This window comes from Kitasatospora sp. NPDC032121 (assembly GCF_055580145.1).
The window spans coordinates 13,886-36,414 of the sequence record NZ_JBVILX010000025.1; the positions used below are offsets into that span (position 1 = coordinate 13,886).

General features: G+C 72.3%; 21 protein-coding genes. 5 read left to right on the forward strand and 16 right to left on the reverse strand.

The genetic code is table 11. The features are described 5' to 3' along the window. Positions 1-29: 29 nt before the first annotated feature. Both ACZ5OX_RS35785 and ACZ5OX_RS35790 read right to left on the reverse strand, forming a co-directional pair. Complete coding sequence (locus ACZ5OX_RS35785) at positions 30-1,388, reverse strand: aminotransferase class III-fold pyridoxal phosphate-dependent enzyme (protein WP_465636031.1); 1,359 nt, start codon at positions 1,386-1,388, stop codon at positions 30-32. 135 nt (positions 1,389-1,523) lie between these two features. Then, positions 1,524-2,969 (reverse strand): gamma-aminobutyraldehyde dehydrogenase, encoded by a 1,446-nt coding sequence (locus tag ACZ5OX_RS35790; protein WP_465636033.1) that lies wholly within the window; start codon positions 2,967-2,969, stop codon positions 1,524-1,526. Positions 2,970-3,267: 298 nt separating this feature from the next. On the opposite strand from ACZ5OX_RS35790, the gene ACZ5OX_RS35795 reads away from it, so the two are divergent. From ACZ5OX_RS35795 to ACZ5OX_RS35810, 4 genes are all read left to right on the forward strand, one after another. Continuing rightward, positions 3,268-3,741, forward strand: a complete 474-nt coding sequence (locus ACZ5OX_RS35795) for an Lrp/AsnC family transcriptional regulator (protein ID WP_030306695.1) — start codon at positions 3,268-3,270, stop codon at positions 3,739-3,741. Next, a complete protein-coding gene (locus ACZ5OX_RS35800) occupies positions 3,738-5,132 on the forward strand; it encodes an aspartate aminotransferase family protein (RefSeq protein ID WP_449791329.1) in 1,395 nt (464 codons plus the stop codon). The genes ACZ5OX_RS35795 and ACZ5OX_RS35800 overlap by 4 nt, the downstream gene beginning before the upstream one ends. 225 nt (positions 5,133-5,357) lie before the next feature. Then, on the forward strand, positions 5,358-6,113 hold the full coding sequence (locus tag ACZ5OX_RS35805; RefSeq protein ID WP_449791328.1) for an ABC transporter ATP-binding protein: 756 nt from the start codon (positions 5,358-5,360) through the stop codon (positions 6,111-6,113). Between the two features lie 69 nt (positions 6,114-6,182). Beyond that, entirely contained in the window at positions 6,183-7,334 is a 1,152-nt protein-coding gene (locus ACZ5OX_RS35810) for a hypothetical protein (protein WP_465636034.1), read from the forward strand. Positions 7,335-7,367: 33 nt separating this feature from the next. Here ACZ5OX_RS35810 and rlmN read toward each other — a convergent pair whose 3' ends face one another. The 6 genes from rlmN to rpsB form a co-directional block, all read right to left on the reverse strand. Further along, positions 7,368-8,468, reverse strand: coding sequence for a dual-specificity RNA methyltransferase RlmN (rlmN, locus tag ACZ5OX_RS35815; protein ID WP_392883789.1), 1,101 nt, complete (start codon positions 8,466-8,468; stop codon positions 7,368-7,370). A gap of 90 nt (positions 8,469-8,558) precedes the next feature. Next, a complete protein-coding gene (locus ACZ5OX_RS35820; RefSeq protein WP_465636096.1) occupies positions 8,559-9,782 on the reverse strand; it encodes a phosphatidate cytidylyltransferase in 1,224 nt (407 codons plus the stop codon). A 281-nt stretch (positions 9,783-10,063) separates the two neighbouring features. Next, positions 10,064-10,621, reverse strand: coding sequence for a ribosome recycling factor (gene frr, locus ACZ5OX_RS35825; protein WP_360348875.1), 558 nt, complete (start codon positions 10,619-10,621; stop codon positions 10,064-10,066). Between the two features lie 98 nt (positions 10,622-10,719). Continuing rightward, on the reverse strand, positions 10,720-11,484 hold the full coding sequence (gene pyrH, locus ACZ5OX_RS35830) for a UMP kinase (RefSeq protein ID WP_329929692.1): 765 nt from the start codon (positions 11,482-11,484) through the stop codon (positions 10,720-10,722). Between the two features lie 261 nt (positions 11,485-11,745). Next, positions 11,746-12,585: a translation elongation factor Ts gene (tsf, locus tag ACZ5OX_RS35835; protein WP_449791326.1), complete on the reverse strand. Its 840-nt coding sequence runs from the start codon at positions 12,583-12,585 to the stop codon at positions 11,746-11,748. A gap of 129 nt (positions 12,586-12,714) precedes the next feature. Then, complete coding sequence (gene rpsB, locus ACZ5OX_RS35840) at positions 12,715-13,572, reverse strand: 30S ribosomal protein S2 (RefSeq protein WP_355254733.1); 858 nt, start codon at positions 13,570-13,572, stop codon at positions 12,715-12,717. A gap of 686 nt (positions 13,573-14,258) precedes the next feature. Here rpsB and ACZ5OX_RS35845 point away from each other — a divergent pair. Beyond that, positions 14,259-14,903, forward strand: a complete 645-nt coding sequence (locus ACZ5OX_RS35845; RefSeq protein ID WP_465636035.1) for a murein hydrolase activator EnvC family protein — start codon at positions 14,259-14,261, stop codon at positions 14,901-14,903. A 133-nt stretch (positions 14,904-15,036) separates the two neighbouring features. Here ACZ5OX_RS35845 and ACZ5OX_RS35850 read toward each other — a convergent pair whose 3' ends face one another. From ACZ5OX_RS35850 to lepB, 8 genes are all read right to left on the reverse strand, one after another. Then, positions 15,037-15,621, reverse strand: coding sequence for a TetR/AcrR family transcriptional regulator (locus ACZ5OX_RS35850; RefSeq protein ID WP_392883867.1), 585 nt, complete (start codon positions 15,619-15,621; stop codon positions 15,037-15,039). 138 nt (positions 15,622-15,759) lie between these two features. After that, on the reverse strand, positions 15,760-16,569 hold the full coding sequence (gene whiG / locus ACZ5OX_RS35855) for an RNA polymerase sigma factor WhiG (RefSeq protein WP_465636098.1): 810 nt from the start codon (positions 16,567-16,569) through the stop codon (positions 15,760-15,762). A 569-nt stretch (positions 16,570-17,138) separates the two neighbouring features. Next, a complete protein-coding gene (dprA, locus tag ACZ5OX_RS35860; protein WP_465636036.1) occupies positions 17,139-18,335 on the reverse strand; it encodes a DNA-processing protein DprA in 1,197 nt (398 codons plus the stop codon). Further along, a complete protein-coding gene (locus ACZ5OX_RS35865) occupies positions 18,332-20,047 on the reverse strand; it encodes a YifB family Mg chelatase-like AAA ATPase (protein WP_465636038.1) in 1,716 nt (571 codons plus the stop codon). The genes dprA and ACZ5OX_RS35865 overlap by 4 nt, the downstream gene beginning before the upstream one ends. Position 20,048: 1 nt before the next feature. After that, a complete protein-coding gene (locus tag ACZ5OX_RS35870) occupies positions 20,049-20,579 on the reverse strand; it encodes a YraN family protein (protein WP_465636040.1) in 531 nt (176 codons plus the stop codon). Positions 20,580-20,747: 168 nt separating this feature from the next. After that, complete coding sequence (locus tag ACZ5OX_RS35875; protein ID WP_030056781.1) at positions 20,748-21,074, reverse strand: DUF2469 domain-containing protein; 327 nt, start codon at positions 21,072-21,074, stop codon at positions 20,748-20,750. Between the two features lie 55 nt (positions 21,075-21,129). After that, positions 21,130-21,603, reverse strand: coding sequence for an NUDIX hydrolase (locus tag ACZ5OX_RS35880; protein WP_449791320.1), 474 nt, complete (start codon positions 21,601-21,603; stop codon positions 21,130-21,132). 112 nt (positions 21,604-21,715) lie between these two features. Beyond that, positions 21,716-22,468, reverse strand: coding sequence for a signal peptidase I (gene lepB / locus ACZ5OX_RS35885; RefSeq protein WP_465636043.1), 753 nt, complete (start codon positions 22,466-22,468; stop codon positions 21,716-21,718). Positions 22,469-22,529 lie beyond the last annotated feature (61 nt).

Sequence of the window (22,529 nt, forward strand, 5' to 3'; positions counted from 1 at the left end):
GGCCGTCCTGGTAGGTACGTCTGGGTACGTCAGACAGTGTGCGCGTCGGTGAGCGACAGCACCTCGTCCAGGACCGCGAGGCCGGTCTTGGCCTCCTCCTCGGTGACGGTGCACGGCGGGACGACGTGGAAGCGGTTCATGTTGACGAACGGCCAGAGCCCGCGCTGCTTGCAGGCGGCGGCCAGCTCGGCCATCGGCGCGTTGTCGGCGCCGGCCGCGTTGTAGGGCACCAGCGGCTCACGGGTCTCCCGGTCCTTCACCAGGTCGAGCGCCCAGAACACGCCGAGGCCGCGGACCTCGCCGACCGACGGGTGCCGCTCGGCCAGCTCGCGCAGGCCGGGGCCGAGGACCGTCTCGCCGATGTGCCTGGCGTTCTCGACGATGCCCTCCTCCGCCATGGTGGTGATGGTCGCCACCGCGGAGGCGCAGGCCAGCGGGTGGCCGGAGTAGGTGAGCCCGCCGGGGAAGGCCCGCTCGGCGAAGGTGGCCGCGATCTCGGCGCTGATCGCCACGCCGCCCAGCGGCACGTAGCCCGAGTTGACGCCCTTGGCGAAGGTGAGCAGGTCCGGGGTGACGCCCCAGTGGTCGGCGGCGAACCACTCGCCGGTGCGGCCGAAGCCGGCCATCACCTCGTCCAGGATGAACACGATCCCGTAGCGGTCGCAGATCTCCCGCACCCCGGCCAGGTAGCCCGCCGGCGGGACCAGGATGCCCGCGGTGCCGACCACCGTCTCCAGGATGACCGCCGCGACGGTGCCGGGCCCCTCGAACGCGATCACCTGCTCCAGGTGCTCCAGCGCGCGCTCGCACTCCTGCGCCTCGTTCTCGGCGTGGAAGTTGGAGCGGTAGGGGTACGGCCCCCAGAAGTGCACCACCCCGGAGACGCCGCTCTCGTTGGGCCAGCGCCGCGGGTCGCCGGTCAGGGCGATCGCGTTGGCGGTGGCGCCGTGGTACGAGCGGTAGGTGGACAGCACCTTCTGCCGGCCGGTGTGCAGCCGGGCCAGCCGGATGGCGTTCTCGTTGGCCTCGGCACCGCCGTTGGTGAAGAAGATCTTGTCCAGGTCGCCGGGGGTGCGCTCGGCGATCAGCCGGGCGGCCTCGCTGCGCGACTCGACCGCGAAGCCGGGGGCGATGGTGCAGAGCTTCGCCGCCTGCTCCTGGATCGCGGCGACCACCTTGGGGTGCTGGTGGCCGATGTTGGTGTTGACCAGCTGCGAGGAGAAGTCGAGGTAGCGGTTGCCGTCGTAGTCCCAGAAGTACGAGCCCTCGGCGCCGGCCACCGCGAGGGGGTCGATCAGCGCCTGGGCGGACCACGAGTGGAAGACGTGCGCGCGGTCGGCGGCCTTGACGGCCTGGCCGGCGGCTGAGTCAGCGGTGGGGATGCTCATGCCGGTAAGGCTAGGGCGGCCCGTCCCCGAAGGGCAGTTCCATCGTGTCAGCCGGTCGCGCCAACCGTCGACAGGATGCAAAGGCGGTGGGCCCGGGTCGAGAAGACCCGGGCCCACCGTCACATCAGCCGACCATCAGATCGCGGTCATGACGTGCTTCACGCGGGTGTAGTCCTCGAAGCCGTACGCCGACAGGTCCTTGCCGTAGCCGGACTTCTTGAAGCCACCGTGCGGCATCTCGGCGACCAGCGGGATGTGGGTGTTGATCCAGACGCAGCCGAAGTCCAGCCGGCGCGACATCCGCATGGCGCGGGCGTGGTCCTTGGTCCACACCGAGGAGGCCAGCGCGTACTCGACGCCGTTGGCGTACGCGACGGCCTGGTCCTCGTCGGTGAACTTCTGCACGGTGATGACCGGGCCGAAGACCTCGTTCTGGATGATCTCGTCGTCCTGGTTCAGACCGGAGACGACGGTCGGGGCGTAGAAGTAGCCCTGGTCGCCGACCCGGTGGCCACCGGCCTCGACCTTGGCGTGGGCGGGCAGCCGCTCGATGAAGCCGGAGACCTGCTTCAGCTGGTTGGCGTTGTTCAGCGGGCCGTACAGCACGTCCTCGTCGTCCACGCCGCCGGTCTTGGTCTCGGCCGCGGCCTTGGCCAGCGCCTCGACGAAGGCGTCGTGGATCGACTCGTGCACCAGCACGCGGGTGGCGGCGGTGCAGTCCTGGCCGGCGTTGAAGTAGCCCGCCACCGAGATGCCCTCGACGGCCTCGGCGATGTCGGCGTCCTCGAAGACCACGACCGGGGCCTTGCCGCCCAGCTCCAGGTGGACGCGCTTGACGTCCTTGGAGGCGGACTCGGCGACCGAGATGCCGGCGCGCACCGAACCGGTGATGGAGGCCATCGCCGGGGTCTTGTGCTCGACCATCAGCTTGCCGGTCTCGCGGTCACCGCAGATGACGTTGAAGACGCCGGCCGGCAGCTCCAGCTCCTTGAGCACGCCGCCGATGATCTCGGCCAGCAGCACGGTGGAGGCCGGGGTGGTGTCGGAGGGCTTCAGCACGACGGTGTTGCCCGCGGCGATGGCCGGGGCGAACTTCCAGACGGCCATCATCATCGGGTAGTTCCACGGCGCGACCTGGGCACAGACGCCGACCGGCTCGCGGCGGATGATCGAGGTCATCCCGTCCATGTACTCGCCCGCGGCCTTGCCCTCCAGCATGCGGGCGGCACCGGCGAAGAACCGGATCTGGTCCACCATCGGGCCGATCTCCTCGGAGAGGGTCAGCGCGCGGGGCTTGCCGGTGTTGCGCACCTCGGTGTCGACGATCTCGTCGGCCCGGGCCTCGACCGCGTCGGCGATCTTCAGCAGCAGCTTCTGCCGGGTGCTCGGGGTGGCGTCGCGCCAGATCGGGAAGGCGGCGTCGGCGGAGGCCATGGCCGCGTCGACGTCAGCGGCACCGGACAGCGGCGACGTCGCGTACACCTCGCCGGTGGTCGGGTCGACGATGTCGAGCGTGCGGCCGTCGGCCGCGTCGACGAACTCACCGTTGATGTAGTTGCGCAGCGTGCGAAGGTCGCTCACGGATCTCTCCTCGGTCTGGGCCTGCGGCGTTGCAGATTCCGGCGCAATGGTACGTCGGCGGATCCGGCGTACGAAGGGTCCCGAGTGGCCGTGCCAGGAGCGGCGCGGTCCACTGGGTGGCGGTACGTGCGCCGGCCCTCGGGTCGCGCGCGTACCGTGCCAGGGTAGCCGCACGACTGCCGGTATCGACAGACCGAGTGCGCTTCAGCGATGAAATCCGCACCCCTTTTCCAAGATCACGACGAAATCAGCAGCTTCCACGCTTGCGAACACGCGGGCGATCAGGCACAGTGGCCGCGTGGCCAACCGCGACCGGAACGCCAGCGTTCCCCTCGACGCCGCCTCCAAGGCGATCATCGAGCAGCTCCAGGAGGACGGGCGCCGCCCGTACGCCGCCATCGGCAAGGCCGTCGGCCTGTCCGAGGCTGCCGTGCGGCAGCGCGTCCAGAAGCTGCTCGACCAGGGCGTGATGCAGATCGTCGCCGTCACGGACCCGCTCACCGTCGGCTTCACCCGCCAGGCGATGGTCGGCATCCGGGTCGAGGGTGACATCGAGCCCGTCGCCGACGCGTTGGCCGCCCTCGACGAGGTCGACTACGTGGTCTGCACCGCAGGCTCGTTCGACCTCCTGGCCGAACTGGTCTGCGAGGACGACGAGCACCTGCTCGAAATGATCAACAAGCGCATCCGCGCCCTTCCCGGCGTGCGGAGCACCGAGAGCTTCGTTTACCTGAAGCTCCGGAAACAGACCTACACCTGGGGCACCCGATGACAGCCGACCCGGCGCAGAAGGACCTTTCCAAGACCGCCTACGACCACCTGTGGATGCACTTCACCCGCATGTCGTCGTACGAGAACTCCCCCGTGCCGACGATCGTCAAGGGCGAGGGCACCTACGTCTGGGACGACAAGGGACGCAAGTACCTCGACGGCCTCGCCGGCCTGTTCGTCGTCCAGGCCGGCCACGGCCGTGAGGAGCTCGCCGAGGCCGCCGCCAAGCAGGCCAAGGAGCTCGCCTTCTTCCCGGTGTGGAGCTACGCCCACCCGAAGGCCGTCGAGCTGGCCGAGCGCCTGGCCAACTACGCCCCGGGCGACCTGAACAAGGTCTTCTTCTCCACCGGTGGCGGCGAGGCCGTCGAGACCGCCTGGAAGCTCGCCAAGCAGTACTTCAAGCTGACCGGCAAGCCGACCAAGTACAAGGTCATCTCGCGCGCCGTCGCCTACCACGGCACCCCGCAGGGCGCCCTGTCCATCACCGGCCTGCCGGGCCTGAAGGCCCCGTTCGAGCCGCTGGTGCCGGGCACCCACAAGGCCCCGAACACCAACATCTACCGCGCCCCGGCCTTCCTCGAGGGCCCCGACGGCACGGTCGACCCCGAGGCCTACGGCCGCTGGTGCGCCGACGAGATCGAGGTGGCCATCCTCAACGAGGGCGCCGAGACCGTCGCCGCCGTCTTCGTCGAGCCGGTGCAGAACGCCGGTGGCTGCTTCCCGCCGCCGCCCGGGTACTTCCAGCGCCTGCGCGAGATCTGCGACCGCCACGACGTGCTGCTGGTCTCGGACGAGGTCATCTGCGCCTTCGGCCGCCTGGGCACCATGTTCGGCGCCGACAAGTTCGGCTACCAGCCCGACATGATCACCTGCGCCAAGGGCATGACCTCGGGCTACTCCCCGATCGGCGCCACGATCATCTCGGACCGCCTCGCCGAGCCGTTCTACAAGGGCGACAACACCTTCCTGCACGGCTACACCTTCGGTGGCCACCCGGTCTCCTCCGCGGTGGCGCTGGCCAACCTCGACATCTTCGAGCGCGAGGGCCTGAACCAGCACGTGCTCGACAACGAGGCCGCGTTCCTGGGCACCCTGAACAAGCTGCGCGACCTGCCGATCGTCGGCGACGTCCGCGGCAACGGGTACTTCTACGGCATCGAGCTCGTGAAGGACAAGGTCACCAAGGAGTCGTTCAACGACGAAGAGGTCGAGCGCGTCCTCTACGGCTTCCTGTCGAAGGCCCTCTTCGACAACGGCCTGTACTGCCGCGCCGACGACCGTGGCGACCCGGTCATCCAGCTGGCCCCGCCGCTGATCTCCGACCAGTCGACCTTCGACGAGATCGAGCAGATCCTGCGGACCAGCCTCACCGACGCGTGGGCGAAGATCTGATCCCCTGAGCCTTCTTCCCCACCCTCCGCCGAAGGGCGGCCCCGCTCCCCGCGAGGCCGCCCTTCGGCGTCTCCCCCGCCGGTGCAACATCACAGTCGTACGACCAAACATGCCTGAATGCGGGTGATATGCCCGTGATGGACCAGTGCGCCGCAACCGCGACACGCCCCGGTCGTTCTAATCTGACGACTGTCATATCCCTGCGGCCACCCAGGATGGATCCTCATGTCAGCGGCACCGCCTGACAACGACGTGCTGTGGGCCCGAGGGATCGTCAAGTCCCATGACGGCACCCCCGCCCTGCGCGGCATCTCGATCGGCGTCCGCGAGGGCGAGGTGCTCGCCGTCACCGGCCCGCGCGGCTCCGGCAAGAGCACCCTGCTCGGCTGCCTCTCCGCCCAACTCCCGGTCGACGAGGGCGAGGTCTGGTTCAACAGCGCCCCCGTGCACACCCTCCAGCGGGCCGGCCGCGAACGGCTGCGCCGCGACCGCTTCGGCTTCGTCGGCTCCGAGCCCCACCTGGTGCCCGAACTGACCGCCCGGGAGAACGTCGCCCTGCCGCTGCTGCTCGCCGGGGCCGGCAACAAGGCCGCCTACACCGCCGCCGACGAGTGGCTGGAGCGCCTCGACGTCGGCGACTGCGCCCGGCTGCGCCCCGAGCGGCTGATCCAGAGCCGCCGCCAGCGGGTCGCCGTCGCCCGCGCCCTGGCCCCGCTGCCACCCGTCGTCTTCGCCGACGACCCGACCGCCCCGCTGCACCGCGAGGCCGCCGAGCAGGTCATGCGGATACTGACCAGCGCGGCCAGGTCCCACCAGCTCACCCTCGTCCTGGCCACCCACGACCCCGAGCTCGTCCGGTTCGCGGACCGCGCCGTCGCCCTGGTCGACGGACGGCTCACCGCCCCCGTCGCCCCCGTCCCCCGCGGCTCCGCCGCCCCCGGAGCCGCCGGAGCGCCCGCCGTCACGGCCACCCGCCGCTGACGACGCCGAGCCGCTGAAACCGAGCCGCTGAAACCGAGCTGCCGAAGCCGAGCCGCTGAAAGAGTCGACGTGTTCTATCTCCGTCTGGCCCGGGGCTACCGGGTGCCCGACCTCGGCCGCTGGCTGCTCACCGCCCTGGCCGCCGCCGTGGTCGCCGCCTTCCTGCTGCGCTCCCTCGGCCGGGCGATGAGCGACCCGATCGACGGCGGCGACCCGCTGGCCCGGCTGCTGTGGTGCCTGCCCCCGCTCGCCGCCGTCGCCTGGTTCGCGGCCGTCGCCGCCCGCGCGGTGCCCGCCCGACGGCCCGAGCGGATCGCCGGCCTCACCGCCGCCGGGGCCGGCTCCCGCCGGATCCGGACGCTGATCGCCGGCGAGGTCGCGCTCGCCTGCACCCTCGGCAGCGTGCTCACCCTGCTGCTCTTCCTGGTGCTGCGCAACGACATCGCCGGCCCCGGGCTCGCCCTCGACCTCGGCATGGGCGTACCGCTGCCGGCCGCCGCGCCGGTCGTCCTGCTCGCCCTGGTCCCGCTCACCGCCGGCACCGCCGCCGCCCTCGCGGTGCCCGTCACCGAGACCCTGCCCGGCGGCCGCACCCAGGCCCCGACCGGCTTCGGCGTCTGGCGGATCGCCCTGGCGACCGGGCTGGGCGTGATCGGCGCCGCACTCGAACTCATCGCCCTGCGGCCCGGCGCCGCCGTCGACGGCCGCCCGATCCACCTGCCCGCCGGACTCGGCACCACCAGCACCGCCGCCCTCGGCGGCTGGGCGGCCAGCGCGCTCGGCCTCGCCCTGCTCACCGGTCCGCTGCTGGCCTGGGCCGGGCGGCTGCTCGCGGTCGGACGGCCCACCCCGCTGCGGCTGCTGGCCGGGCGCGGCCTCACCGCCCAGGCCCGCCGGCTCGGTGCGCCGCTGGCCGTGCTCACCCTCGCCGTGGCGCTGGTGCTCACCACCATCCGCTACTGGATCGGCACCCCGGACAGCGCCGACGCGCTGCCCGCGGTCGAGGCCTGCCTGGTGCTCGGCTGCGCGGCCGCCGCGGTGGTCACCCGGCTCGCCGAGGTCCGCGCCGACCGCCGGGAGGTCACCGACGCGCTGCTGCGCCTCGGCACCTCGCCCCGGCTGCTGTTCGGCGCGGTCGCGCTGCGCACCCTCGCGGTGGGCAGCACCTTGCTGCTGACCGGCGGGGCGACCGCCGCGCTGGCGGCCGCCGGGCTCCGGTAGGGGCCTGCCCCGGTCGTTCCCGCGGAGCGGGGCTCAGCCCGCCGCGGCGAGCTGACCGCAGGCGCCGTCGATCTCCTGGCCGCGGGTGTCGCGGACGGTCGTCGGCACGCCGTGCGACTGGAGCCGACGGACGAACTCGCGCTCGTCCTCGGGCCGGGAGGCCGTCCACTTGGATCCGGGGGTCGGATTCAGCGGGATCAGGTTGACGTGCACCCGACGGTTCTTGATCAGCCGGCCAAGCAGGTCGGCCCGCCACGCCTGGTCGTTGATGTCCTTGATCAGCGCGTACTCGATGGAAATCCGGCGACCGGACTTCTCCGCGTAGTTCCAGGCCGCGTCCAGCACCTCGGCGACCTTCCAGCGGGTGTTCACCGGCACCAGCTCGTCGCGCAGCTCGTCGTCCGGGGCGTGCAGCGACAGCGCCAGACGGCAGCTGAGGCCCTCGTCCGCGAACCGGTGCATCGCCGGGACGAGGCCGACGGTGGAGACCGTGATGCCGCGCTGGGACAGGCCGAAGCCGTCCGGCGCCGGGTCGGTCAGCCGGCGGATCGAGGCCAGCACCCGGTTGTAGTTGGCCAGCGGCTCGCCCATGCCCATGAAGACCACGTTGGACAGCCGCGCCTCGCCGCCGGGGATCTCCCCCGACTTGAGCGCGCGCATCCCGGCCGCGATCTGCTCGACGATCTCGGCGGTGGACAGGTTGCGGGTCAGCCCCGCCTGGCCGGTGGCGCAGAACGGGCAGTTCATGCCGCAGCCGGCCTGCGAGCTGATGCACATGGTGACCCGGTCCGGGTAGCGCATCAGCACGGACTCCACGAGCGTGCCGTCGAAGAGCTTCCAGAGCGTCTTGCGGGTGGCGTCGTCGTCGCAGGAGACGTGCCGGACCACCGACATCAGCTCGGGCAGCAGGCTCCCGGTCAGCTTCTCCCGGCTGGCGGCGGGGATGTCCGTCCAGCTCGCCGGGTCGTTCGACATCCGGCCGAAGTAGTGGTTGGAGAGCTGCTTGGCGCGGAACGGCTGCTCGCCCAGCTCGGCGACGGCCTCCTTGCGCTCGGCGGGGCTCAGGTCGGCGAGGTGTCGCGGGGGCTTGGCGCCGCGCGGCGCGACAAAGGTGAGTTCTCCGGGCTTAGGCATGGTTGTTCCAGTGTCGCAGACGCGCGAGGGCCCCGGACGCCAGGCGTCCGGGGCCCTGCTCCTACGTCTCGTACGGCTCGACGGCGCGGGTCAGCTGCCGACGAAGGCCGCCAGCAGCAGCCAGACCACCGGGGCGGTCGGCAGGAGCGAGTCCAGCCGGTCCATGATGCCGCCGTGGCCGGGCAGCAGCGTGCCCATGTCCTTGATCCCGAGGTCGCGCTTGATCATCGACTCGCCCAGGTCGCCCAGGGTCGCGGTGACCGCCGCGCAGCCGCCCAGGATCAGGCCCTGCCACCAGCTGCCACCGTCGATGATCAGTTCCATCAGCAGCGCGCCCGCCAGCATCGACAGGGCGATGCCGCCGGCCAGGCCCTCGCGGGTCTTGCCCGGGCTGATCGTCGGGGCCAGCTTGGTCTTCCCGAACTTGTAGCCCACCGCGTAGGCGCCGGTGTCGCTGCAGATCGTCACGATCAGGAAGAGCACGATCCGCTGGGGGCCGTCGTCGGCCGCCAGCATCATCGCCACGAAGGTGGCCAGGAACGGCACGTAGAAGGCCGTGAACACACCTGCCGTTATGTCCCGCAGGTAGTCCTCCGGCGGCTCGGCCATCCGCCAGACCATCACCGCCAGCCCGGTCAGCGCGAGCGAGGCGGCGGCCCACTGGATGCCGGCCCAGTAGCCGGTGGCGACCATGGCGAGGCCACCCACGACCAGCGGGACCAGCGGCGCCTTGATCTGCTTGCGCTCGGCGAGCCGGCTGGTCAGCTCCCAGACGCCGACCGCGACCGCGGCCATCACGACGACCAGGAACAGCGCCTTCACCACGAACAGCGAGGCGACGATCACCGCACCGAGGCCGACGCCCACGCCTATGGCGGCCTGGAGGTTACGGCCGCCGCGCTGCTTGCGCGGCTGCGGCTGCGGGGCGGGCTGGGCGGCCACGGGTGTCTCCTGCCCTGGGTGGGACGACGGCACGTAGTGGGGCTGCCCGGCCGCCAGGTGGTTCGCCGGCGGCGCGGGATGCACCGGTGCCCCCGGGTGCGGCGGGGTGCCGTGACCGGGGGCGGGGATGGCGTCGCCGGATATCGCGCGCAGCACGACCGTCTCGGTCACGCCGGGCGGCGCCGGCTCGGACTGCTCGTCCCGGAACAGCGGGCCGCTCAGCCGGCCGGACTCCCGGGCCTGCCCCTCGCCGGCCTCGGCCGGTCCGCCGGGGGCGGGCCGACCGTGGGCCGCGGGCCTGCCGTGGGCGGCCGCCCGACCGGGGTCGGGCGTGCCCGGCGGCGGGCCGGGCTCGGCCGGTACGGGAGGCATGACCTGAGTCTCCTCCGCGTCGCCGCCCCAGTACACCGGAGGCTGCTGCGGCTGATCCGAACGGAGGCCCGGGGCCCCGTGGGCGGCACCCGTCGCACCCGGGGGCACGGCGTGGCCGCCCGGGTGGCCGGGGTGTCCCTGGACCGGCGGCGGCTGCACGCCGTACCCCGGCACCGGGTGGGCCGGGGTACGGGCGTCCTGCGGGTGCGGCGCCGGGCGGTAGGGCTGGAACTGCTGGTCGGACGGGCCCCAGTAGCCGGGGGCGTCAGGGGCGTCGTTCATCAGACCTCGAGCAGCTCGGCTTCCTTGTGCTTCAGCAGCTCGTCGATCTGGGCCACGTACTTGGCCGTCGTGTCGTCGAGCTCCTTCTCGGAACGGCGGCCGTCGTCCTCGCCGACCTCGCCGTCCTTCACCAGCTTGTCGATGGCGTCCTTGGCCTTGCGGCGCACCGAACGGATCGAGACCTTGGCGTCCTCGCCCTTGGTACGGGCGATCTTGATGAACTCCCGGCGGCGCTCCTCGGTCAGCTCGGGCAGCACCACGCGGATGATCGAGCCGTCGTTGGACGGGTTGACGCCCAGGTCGGAGTCGCGGATCGCCTGCTCGATGGCCTTCAGCGCGGTCTTGTCGAACGGCGAGACGACCGCCATCCGCGGCTCCGGCACCGAGAACGACGCCAGCTGGTTGATCGGGGTCTTGGCGCCGTAGTACTCCGCGACGATCTTGGCGAACATCGCCGGGTGCGCACGGCCGGTGCGGATGGCCGCGAAGTCGTCCTTGGCGTGCAGGACGGCCTTCTCCATCTTCTCCTCGGCCTCGAGGAGGGTCTCTTCGATCACTGTGGTCTCCCTGTCCGGTTCATCTGCTGTTGTTCCGACCGGTGTCGGCGCGCCGACCGGTCACGGTGTCGGCGCCGACCGGTACGGCTGGTTGCTGCTCAGGCCCGGACAGAATCCTGGCTGATGAGTGTGCCGATCTTCTCACTCTTCACCGCGCGCGCGATATTGCCCTCCGCCAGCAGTTCGAAGACCAGCATCGGAAGGTTGTTGTCCTTGCACAGCGTGATCGCGGTGAGGTCGGCGACCTTGAGGTCGCGCGCGATGACCTCGGAGTACTCCAGCGCGTCGAACTTGACCGCGTCCGGGTTGGTCCGCGGGTCGGAGTCGTAGACGCCGTCCACGCCGTTCTTGCCCATCAGCAGGACGTCGGCGTGGATCTCCAGGGCGCGCTGGACGGCCGTGGTGTCGGTCGAGAAGTACGGCATGCCCATACCGGCGCCGAAGATCACCACACGGCCCTTCTCCAGGTGCCGGACGGCCCGCAGCGGCAGGTACGGCTCGGCGACCTGGCCCATGGTGATGGCGGTCTGGACCCGGGTCTCGATGCCCTCCTTGACCAGGAAGTCCTGCAGCGCGAGGCAGTTCATCACGGTGCCGAGCATGCCCATGTAGTCGGAGCGCGCCCGGTCCATGCCGCGGACCTGGAGCTCGGCACCCCGGAAGAAGTTGCCGCCGCCGATGACCACCGCGACCTCGGTACCGGCGCGGACGACCGTGGCGATCTCGCGGGCGATCGCGTGCACGACGTCCGGGTCGACGCCGAGCCCGCCGCCACCGGCGAAGGCTTCACCGGACAGCTTGAGCAGCACCCGGCGGCGCGAGCCGTCCCTGGGGTCCTGCGCGGTCTCCTGCGTCTCCTGCATGGACTTCTCCTTTTTGCACCTACTGGTCACAGGCGCGGGTGTGCGGATGCCCGGCCTGCGCGTACACGCGAGGAGGCCACTGCCGCGGGAACCGGTTCGGTGTCCTGCACGGCAATGGCCTCCTCGTCGTTCATGGTGCCGACGCGAGCCCGCCCGTTGGCGGTAGGCGCGGGGTGAGCCCGTTCGGCGTTCCTCCCGCCCCGGTCAGCGGGCGGGGGCGGTTCCCAGCCTAAGGGGGCCGGGGACCAGGTGGAACGTGGCTCAGGCGCCGACGCGGAAGCGGGCGAAGCGCTTCAGGGCGACGCCGTTCTCCTCGAGGACCTTGGCGACGGACTTCTTGTTGTCCTTCGCGAAGGCCTGCTCCAGGACGGAGTTCTCCTTCACGAAGCCGGTGACGCGACCCTCGACGATCTTCGGCAGGGCGGCCTCGGGCTTGCCCTCCTCGCGGGCGGTGGCCTCGGCGACGCGACGCTCGTTCTCGAGCGCCTCGGCCGGGATCTCCTCGCGGGACAGGTACTTCGGGGCGAAGGCGGCGATGTGCTGCGCGACGTCCTTGGCGACCTCGGCGTTCTCCTTGTCCAGCTCGACCAGGACGCCGACGGCCGGCGGCAGGTCGGGGCTGGTCTTGTGCAGGTAGACCGCGACGAAGCCGTCACCGTCGAACTGGGCGAAGCGACGGAAGACGATCTTCTCGCCCAGGGTCGCGTTGGCCTCGTCCACGAACTGCTGGACGGTCTTGCCGGCCTCGATCTCGGAAGCCAGGGCGGCGTCCAGGTCGGCCGGGGCGGTCTTGGCGACGTGGGCGGCGATCGCGTCGGCGACCTCGACGAACTTGTCACCCTTGGCGACGAAGTCGGTCTCGCAGTTCAGCTCGACCAGAACGCCGGACTTCTTGTCCTCGGCGATCAGCGCGGCGACGGCGCCGTTGGAGGCGTCACGGCCCTCGCGCTTGGCAACGCCCTTCTGGCCCTTGATGCGCAGAAGCTCGACGGCCTTCTCGACGTTGCCCTCGGCCTCGTCCAGGGCCTTCTTGCAGTCCATCATGCCGGCGCCGGTGAGCTCACGGAGCTTCTTGACGTCCGCGGCGGTGAAGTTCGCCATGGTGTGAATCTCTTCTCGCGTCTCGCGTGTCTGCGTGGAGTGGCGCCGGGACCGGCGGTTCGGTCCCGGCGCGGGAGAGAGGGGCACCTGCCGGCTTCGTACCGGCGGGTGCCCCTCACCCTTGGTACGTCAGGCCTGCTCGGCCGGAGCCTCGGCGGCGGGGGCCTCGGCAGCGGGGGCCTCGGCGGCGGCGGGGGCCTCCTCGGCCTTCTTCTCGCCCTCGAGGAGGTCCTTCTCCCAGGCGGCCAGCGGCTGGTCGGCACCCGGCTCGGCCTTGGCGTCGCCCTTGGCGACACCGGCGCGGGACTTCAGGCCCTCGGCCACGGCGTCGGCGATCACGCGGGTCAGCAGGGTGACGGAGCGGATCGCGTCGTCGTTGCCCGGGATCTTGTAGTCGACCTCGTCCGGGTCACAGTTGGTGTCGAGGATGGCGACGACCGGGATGTTGAGCTTCCGGGCCTCGCCGACCGCGATGTGCTCCTTCTTGGTGTCCACGATCCAGACGGCGCTGGGAACGCGCTGCATGTCGCGGATACCGCCGAGGGTCTTCTCCAGCTTGTCGTGCTCGCGCTGGAGGACCAGGAGCTCCTTCTTGGTGAGGCCGGAGCCGGCCACGTCCGAGAAGTCCAGCTCGCCGAGCTCCTTCAGGCGCTGGAGGCGCTTGTAGACGGTCGAGAAGTTGGTCAGCATGCCGCCGAGCCAGCGCTGGTTCACGTAGGGCATGCCCACGCGGGTGGCCTGCTCGGCGATGGCCTCCTGGGCCTGCTTCTTCGTGCCGACGAAGAGGACGCTGCCGCCGTGGGCAACGGTCTCCTTGATGAACTCGAAGGCGCGGTCGATGTAGTTCAGCGACTGCAGGAGGTCGATGATGTAGATGCCGTTGCGCTCGGTGATGATGAAGCGCTTCATCTTCGGGTTCCAGCGGCGGGTCTGGTGACCGAAGTGGACGCCGCTCTCCAGCAGCTCCCGCATCGTGACGACGGCCATTGCCGTACTCCTTGGTGTTACGGCCCGGCGGCGGCACTGCCTCGCAGCGATCGCCCACAGCCGGGTCAGGCTCGGTTTGTCCGTGGCGGCCAGGTGACAGCCACGCCTGACGCCCCGAACGTGCCGAGCCGCTCCACCCTGGCGGCCCAGGGGCCGGTCGGGCTCGGCGGACCGAGCGGCACTCGCACCTGGCGGGGCTGCGGACGAACCGCGTCCGACCGCCGGTGGCGGGGCGTGCGAAGTCGACCCGGCGGACCGGGTCGCGTGTGAAGTGTACGGGAAGCGCCGAGGCGCGAGCGACTCCACGCGTGGCCGGGGGCCCGCCGAGGACCTGGGAGGAGTCCGGGGGACGGCCGGGGAGGGCGGGTTCCGATGGGGCTGCGGTCGCGTTCCCGTGGGGCTGGGACGGGGGCGGGGAGGGCTGTGTGACGGACTCGGGAGCGGACGCTCGGGCGGACGTCGGGGCGCGGGCGCGAGGGCGGACGCGGGGGGTGTGGGGGCGGACGCGGGGGTGGGTGCGGGCCGGCCGGCCGCCTGCCCCGGTCCGTCGCCGGTATGCCGTTTGTACACCGGATGGCGGAGTCCGTGCACCCGTGGGAGTGATGGCGTGCGGGCATGAGGGGGGTTTGTCCACAGGAATCCGGATGTGAGTGGCGCGGGAGCGGCACGACGGCGAGCCTGCGGGCATGACTGGTCGCGGGTGGTTCGGCGGGGTGGTGGTGGCGGTGGTGCTCGTGCTCGTGCTCGCGCTGCCGGGGGTGTCAGGGGCGGCGGGGGCTACCGGGGTCGCGGGGGCTGTGCGGGCCACCGGGGTTTCGAGGGGGCCCGAGGCCGTCGGTGTCCCGCGCTCGGGCGTCACGCGCTCGGGCGCGGACGGGGGTGGGAGCGGGCGGAGTGGTGCGCGCGCCTGGCCGGTGGGCGGGCCTGGCGCGGTGCTGGGCCGGTTCGAGCCGCCGGCGAAGGTCTGGGCCGCCGGACACCGGGGAGTCGACCTCGCCGCGGCACCGGGGGCGGAGGTCCGGGCGGCGGCTCCCGGAGTGGTCGCCTTCTCCGGGCTGGTGGCGGGACGGCCGGTGATGACCGTCTCCCATCCCGGCTCGGGCTCTCCCGCGCTCCGGACCACCTACCTGCCCGTCACCGGCACGGTCCCGGTCGGCACCACGGTGGCCGCCGGACAGACGATCGGACTGCTCGCTCCGGACGGGCGGCACTGCGCCGAGCACGACTGCCTGCACTGGGGACTGCTGCGCGGAGACCGCTACCTCGACCCGCTGGCCCTGTTCGGCGCGGGCACGGCGCGGCTGCTGCCACTGAAGGGCGGGGACGGGTAGGCGTCCCGCCGCACGCCCGTCGGCGAAGGATCGAGTGTGGGGCGACGGCGAGGGTGGGGCAAGGACGAGGGCGGAGCCCGGGACCGCGGGCGGAGCCGGAAGCCGGGCCACGGTCGGAGCCGGCCGGGTCGACTCAGGGCCGGGCGAGCCCGTGCAGCACCATCGCGACCGCGGCATCGGCGATCTCCTCGGGGCTCTCGACGGCACAGCCGGTGCGGCCCCCTGCCGCGGCCTGCTCGGCCCTGCGGGTCGCCGCCTCCACCACGCCCTGCACCAGGGCCGCGGCGAGCCGGGGCTGCTCGTGGCCGAGGTCCTCCAGGGTCCGGCCGACCAGGCCGGCCAGCCTGCCGTGCGCCGACCTGATCCGCTCCCGCGCGGCCTCGTCGAGCTCCAGCGCCGAGATCGCCACCACCGCCCGGTGCCGGGGGTCGGCGGCGAGCGCCAGCTGGCCCCGGACGTAGGCCTCGATCCGCTCGACGGCGGTGTCGCAGCTCTCCATCCCGGCCTCGATCTCGGCCGCCCAGAGCGGGAGGTCCACCTCGCAGAGCGCCTCGACCACGGCGGCGCGGGACCGGAAGTACTCGTAGACCGAGGAGCGCGCCAGCCCGGTGCGCGCCGCGAGCGCGGGGAAGGTCAGGGCCTCCATGCCACCCTCGGCAAGCAGGACGCGGGCAGCATCGAGGAGGGCTGCCCGCTGGAGCTGGCGATGCTCGGCCACCGTGGCCGCTCGGATCTTCGGCACGCTCCCACTCTACGGAGCCCTACCTCCGACCGATACGGCGCCGCGCATCAGGAGGACGCCCGGGCCCGGCGACCGGCCACCCGTGCCGACGGCGGACGCCCGACTGCCGACGCCCTATCGGATGTCCGACAGCTTGGCGCGCAGCTGGAGGACGGACTTGGTGTGGATCTGGCTCACCCGACTCTCCGTCACCCCCAGCACCTGTCCGATCTCGGCGAGGGTGAGGCCCTCGTAGTAGTAGAGCGTCACCACCGTCTTCTCCCGCTCGGGGAGGGTGTTGACCGCCTGGGCCAGCAGCCGACGCAGTTCGCGGTCCTCGGCCACCTCGACCGGGTTGTCGGCGCCGTGGTCCTCCAGGGTGTCCATCAGGCTCAGCCGGTCGCCGCCCTCCCCCACCGGGTGGAGCAGCTCGTCCAGCGCCACCACGTTGGCCAACGACAGCTGGCTGAAGATGGCGTGGAGGTCCTCGATCGCGATGCCCATCTCGGCCGCGACCTCGGGATCGTGCGGCGTCCGGCGCAGCCGGGCCTCCAGCGTCGCGTACGTCCGCTCGACCGCCTTCGCCTTCTGCCGCACCGAACGCGGGATCCAGTCCAGGGCCCGCAGCTCGTCGATGATCGCGCCGCGGATGCGGCTGATCGCGTAGGTCTCGAACTTGATGGCGCGATCGATGTCGAACTTCTCGATCGCGTCGATCAGCCCGAAGACCCCGGAGGAGACGAAGTCCGCCTGTTCGACGTTGGAGGGCAACCCGACCCCGACCCGGCCGGCCACGTACTTGACGAGCGGTGAGTAGTGCAGGATCAGCTGCTCGCGCAGCCGCTGGTCACCGGTCTCCTTGTAGGAGCGCCAGAGCTCTTCGAGCGCGGTGCGGCCCTGGGCCGCGGCCTCCCTGGCGTCCGGCCCCTGATCGCCGCCCTCCACCCGCTCCCGGCGGAGCGGGGACACCGGAGAGGCGAACACCTGAACGGCAGCGGACCGAACCGGCGCACTGTCGGGCGGCCAGGGCGCACCGGCCACGGCCGCGCCGGGGGGTGCACCGGCGGGCGCGCCGGCGGGACCGGTCGCGTCGGCGCCTTGGACCGGCTCTGCACCCCGGGCCGCATCCGTAGGCTGGGGCGCCACCGTCGGCCGGCCGACCTGGCGCGACAGGCCTCCCATCGTCCCCGCCGACTTGGACGGGAAGTCGGGCACGGGGCGCCGCTCGGTCCGCGGCCCCCCCGAGGACCGAGCGCCACCGGTCACTCTGTGTCCGGGAATGTGTGTGGGCATGCGTTGGTCTGCGCCGTTCTGCCGAGTCATGTGCTGATAGGGAAGGCATGTGGAGCGTAGCGTGACCGACTCACTGCGAAGCGCTACCGCCACTCGGTCGTCCCCCGATCCGGTGGCCGTCGCACACCGGATCGAGACTGCGAACAGAGGAACCGGAGTGCCAGGCAGCCGGACGGCCGACGTGCGTTCCCTCGGCGCGGGTGTGTTCTCCGTTCCGACGCTCACCTCCTCCGCACCACGCGCCAGTGCGCGCCGTGCCGCTCCACGTAGCCGAGCGAGCCCAACTCGTAGAGCCGTTGGAGGACTTCGTCCGGCGGGAGGCCGGACTGCCGGGCCAGCCGCTCGACCGGCGCCCCTTCCGCCGTCGCGGGTACGGCTTCCAGCACCCGGGCCACCGCCGGTTCCAGCAGGTCGCGCGGGAGCACCGGGCCGCTGCGCTGCGGCGCCAGGTCCTCCCCGATCGCCCCGATCAGCTCCGTGATCTCGGCCGCGTCGGTGACCAGGGTGGCGGCGCCGCTGCGGATCAGGGCGTGCACCCCGGCGGAGAGCTCCGAAGTCACCGGGCCCGCGACGCCCATGGTGTGACGGTTGAGGTCCCGCGCGCGTCTGGCCGTGCTCAGGGCGCCGCTGCGTACCGCCGCTTCGACCACCACCGTTCCCCGGGTGAGCGCCGCGATGACCCTGTTGCGGAGGACGAAGCGGAAGCGGTTCGGATGCTCCCCGGGGGGCAGTTCGCTGACCAGCAGACCCTGGACGCCGATCCGCCGGATCAGTTCGGCATTGCCCTTGGGATAGGCGACGTCGACACCGCAGGCGAGCACGGCGGCGGTCATCCCGCCGACCGCGAGTGCCCCTCGGTGCGCGGCGGCGTCGATCCCGTAGGCGGCTCCGGAGACCACCACCCAGCCTCGTTCGGCCAGTTGGGCCGACAGCTCCCCCGCGACGTGGGCGCCGTAGGCGGTGCAGGCGCGGGAGCCCACCAGCGCGACGGACCGGAGTGCGAGCAGCCGCAGCGAGCCGGTGCCCGTCACCCAGAGTCCGATCGGACGTCCGTCACCCAGGTCGTCGAGCTGGCTGGGCCACTCCGTGTCCCCCGGAATGATGAACCGTCCGCCGACGTCGCGTACCCGTTTCAGGTCCATCTGCGGATCCAGGCCGGGGAGCCGCGCCTGGTACCCGGCCAGCCGGGTGGCGTCCAGCGCGGGGTGGTCGGGCACCGTCCCGTCCCGGATCGCCTTCACCACGTCGACGGCGGGGAGTTGGCCGAGCCACCGGCCGACCACCGCGTCGCCCGGTTCACTGAGCCGGCCCAGCAGCACCCGGGCGAGGCGCTCGGGCTCCGGCTCGACGTTGGCCGCGGCACCGGCCTCGGCCTCGGCCGCGCCGGGAATTCGCGGTTGCCTGAGCAACTGGTTCATGCCTCACCCTCCTGGTTCCGCGGATGTCCGTCAGGCGCCCCCGGCTTCGCGGGCCGGCCCTCTTCCGGGCTGCCGCGCCGCGCCGGGATCCCGCCGCGCCGGTCGAAGACCCGCTCGGTCAGCGGCAGTCCGTGCTCCACCCCGGTGCGCAGGACGAGGGCGGTACGCACGTCCCGCTGGTCCGGCCGGTCGCGTCCGGCGAGGTCGGCGACCGTCCAGGCGACCCGGAGCACCCGGTCCAGGCCCCGGGCGGTCAGCAGCCCCCGCTCCAACTGCCGCGCGGCGTCGTTGAGCGCGCCGCCCGCGAGCTGCCAGCGGGTGCGCAGCTCGTGGCCCGGCACCTCCGCGTTCGTCCGCCACGGGGTGTTCGCCAGCCGGGCCGCCGCCCGCTCCCGCGCGGCCAGCACCCGGGCCGCGACGGTCTCGGTGGTCTCCGCCGTGGCGTCCCGCTCCATCAGCTCGACCCGCGTCACCGGGGCCACCTGGACCTGGAGGTCGACCCGGTCCAGCAGCGGCCCGGACAGCCGCCCCTGGTAGCGGCTGACCATGGCAGGGGTGCACTCGCAGCCCTCGCCCCGCCGTGAGTACCGACCGCACGGACAGGGGTTGGCCGCCAGGCAGAGCAGGAAGCGCGCCGGGAGCCGCAGCGATCCGGCCGAGCGGGCGATCACCACCTCGCCCGACTCCAGCGGCTGGCGCAGCGCGTCGAGCACCCGGACCGGGAACTCCGGCGCCTCGTCCAGGAAGAGCACGCCCCGGTGGGCCAGCGAGACCGCGCCGGGTCTCGGCAGACCGCTCCCGCCGCCGACGATGGCCGGCATCGTCGTGGAGTGGTGCGGGGCGCAGTAGGGCGCGGTGTCGATCAGCGGACGCCCGGCCGGGAGGAGCCCCGCCACCGAGTGGACGGCGGTGACCTCCAACGCCTCCTTCTGGGTCAGCGGCGGGAGCAGCGCGGGCAACCGCTCCGCCAGCATCGTCTTGCCCGCGCCCGGTGGGCCCTTCAAGTAGAGGTGGTGTCCTCCGGCGGCGGCGATCTCCAGGGCCCGCCGGGCCTCGTACTGGCCGGCCACGTCGGCCATGTCGAGCCGGGCCGCCCGGTCGTCGGGCAGGCCCCGCACCGCCGCGCAGGGCAGCATCAGGCCGGCCATCAGCGGATCCGGCCGGCCTCCGATCGGATCGGGCGGCTCCTCCGGTGCCGCCACGCCGGTCAGGTTGGCGATGAGCTGGCGCAGACTGCGGACGCCGATCACCGTCACCCCGGGGACGAGCGAGGCCTCGGGCGCGGTCTGCTCGGCGACCACGACCCGCTCGTACCCGGCGTCGGCGGCGGCCAGCACCGAGGGCAGCACCCCTCTGACCGGCCGCACCCGGCCGTCCAGCCCCAGCTCGCCGATGATCAGCAGGTCGGCGATGACGGAGGGGTCGAGCCGTTCGGCGGCGGCCAGCACGGCGCAGGCCACCGCGAGGTCGAAGCCGCTGCCGCTCTTGGGCACCGAGGCGGGGCTGAGTCCGACCGTCAGTTTGCGCTGCGGCCAGGCCTCGCCGCTGTTCACGACCGCGGCTCGGACCCGGTCGCGGGCTTCGGTGAGCGCCTTGTCGGGCAGGCCGACCAGGGTGAACGCGGCCACCCCGGGCTCCAGATCGGCCTGGACCTCGACGATCACTCCGTCGACACCGACCAGCGCGACGGAACAGGTGCGGGCGAAGGCCATCTCAGACCACCCCCCGCAGGTGGTCGACCAGGGCCGCACCCCGCGCCCGGTTGACCACTGCGACCAGGTCGATCCGCACCCCGCCCGGTGGGGCGGGCGGCCACTGCGGATCGGTGGGCCCCGGGTCGTAGCCGGGCCCGGCCAGCTCGGCGAAGTGACCGGGCCAGCGCTCGGCCATCCAGCGCTCGGCCAGGCGTTGCAGCCGGGCGGCCTTGGTCCGGTCGATGGCCTCGGTGGGCTGCTGGAAACCCCGCTCGGAGCGGGTCTTCACCTCGCAGACCGCCACGGTGTCGCCGTCGAGCGCGACGATGTCCAGCTCGCCCTCGACGCAGCGCCAGTTGAGGTCCAGGATGCGGAGCCCGGCCTCCGCGAGCCGGCGGGCGGCGACCCGCTCCCCGTAGCGGCCGAGCCCGTTCTTGGTGGTGCGGTCCGGGACCGCCCGTGCGGCCTTCCCGGCTTCGGCCGTGTCCGGTACGGCCTGGTCCTGCTGCTCCTGCTGGTCCTGCTGGTCCTGCACGACGGTGTGCTGCATGGTGACCACCTCCGCCGAGGAGGCTGCACCAACACGCACGACGAGGCCCGGGAATTCCCGTTCCCTGTGGATAACTCGGGCCTGTGGACAACTTTTGTCACCCGCAGGGGTGAGAAGCCCCGTTCCCGCGAAATTCGGCTGGACAACGCGGGACGGAGTCGTTCAACGTCAGTTCCCGAAGCCGGACTCGTCCGAGGGCAGCTCCAGATCGCTCTTCGCGAGTTCCTCGATGTTCACGTCCTTGAAGGTCAGCACCCGGACCTTGCGGACGAACCGGGCCGGCCGGTACATGTCCCAGACCCACGCATCCGCCATCGACACCTCGAAGAACACCTCGCCCTGGACCGAGTGCACCTGCAACTCGTAGTCGTTGGTGAGGTAGAACCGTCGCTCGGTCTCGATCACGTACTTGAACAGGCCGACGACGTCCCGGTACTCCCGGTAGAGCTTGAGCTCCATCTCGGTCTCGTACTTCTCGAGATCTTCGGCACTCATCCAGGCGTCCCCTCAACTTGTCGCGTCCACCCATTGTGGACCACCGCACCCACGGTCAGAGCCGTACCGGTTCCACCGGCGGGCCCTCGGCCAGCAGCCGCTCCAGGAAGTCCGCCAGACCGACCGGATAGACCGTCTCGGCGGTTCCCCTCAGTTCCTCGACCGTCCACCAGCGGGCCGCGAGCAGCTGGGCGTGCTCGTCCGCGCCCGTGCCCGAGTGGTCCAGCCCCGTCTCCGCGGTCCGGGCCAGGTGGAACCACTGTTCCTGCTCGTAACGCTGTCCCCGAAAGGAGAACGACACCGTGCCGTACGCCACCAAGGGCCCCAGGTCCACACCCCGCAGGCCGGTCTCCTCGGCGAGCTCCCGCTCGGCGGCCTCGCGCACGCCCTCGCCCGCCTCCAAGCCGCCCCCGGGCGTGAACCACCACGTCTCCTCCGGGGCGGCCGGGTCGGCCCCCAGGAAGAGGAGGATGCGGTCCTGCCCGTCGAGCAGCAGGATCCGCGCCGCCCTGCGACGCCGTGCTGTCATGGCGGCGCTCCACGCTCCTTCCGTTCGCATCGGTGGCGCTACCGATCCTGCCACCCGACGCGGCCATCCGGGGCGATGTTCGGCAGAGCGGCCCACCGGGCGACGGCCCCGCTCAGGAGCTGCGCCCCCGGAACCGGCGGGCCAGGCCGGCCACCCCGCCCACCGCCGAGGTCACGAGGATCAGCGCCGCGCCCGCGAGGGTCGCGTAGACGAGGGGTTCCAGCGGGCCGGGCCGCGCGGCCTTCGGGCCCGTGAAGCCGTCGAAGTCGGTGACCCTGCCGAGCAGGCCCATCCGGCCGAACGGCAGCGCGGTGGCCTCGACCCTGGCTTCGACGGCGTCGGCCGGGACGGTCCCGCCGTCGACCTCCAGGTGGGTACGGGAGTCGAGCGAGCCCACCCGGTTGTCGCCGAGCAGGAACAGCCGGCCCTGGGGCACCGTCACGCTGAACGTGGCGCCCTGGTGACCCTGGGTCGCGAGGTAGGGCTCGTCCACCGGCTGCCCGTTGACCGTCAGCCGGTAGTCGGCTCCGGTGGTGGCGACGGTGTCCCCGCCGACCGCGACCACCCGCTTGACCATGAGCTCGCCGCCCCAGGCCTGGTCCCTGAACACCACCACGTCGCCCCGCCCGATGTCGCCGCCGCCGACCTTGCGGGCGAGCACGGTGTCACCGGCGCGCAGCGTCGGGTGCATCGAGGCGGTGGGGATGTTGTACGGCCGGTAGTCGATCGCGATCAGGGCGAAACCGCCGACCATCAGCACCAGTCCGAGCGCCAGCGCGACGCCCTGCAGCACTGCGGCGGGCCGGCGGCGCGCACGGGCGGGCGCCGTCGGGTGGTCGGCCGTCTGCTCCACGACACTGCTCATCGACACCGTCCACCTCTGGCCGACCGGAGAACACCACTGGCACGCCGGAGGCACGGGCGGA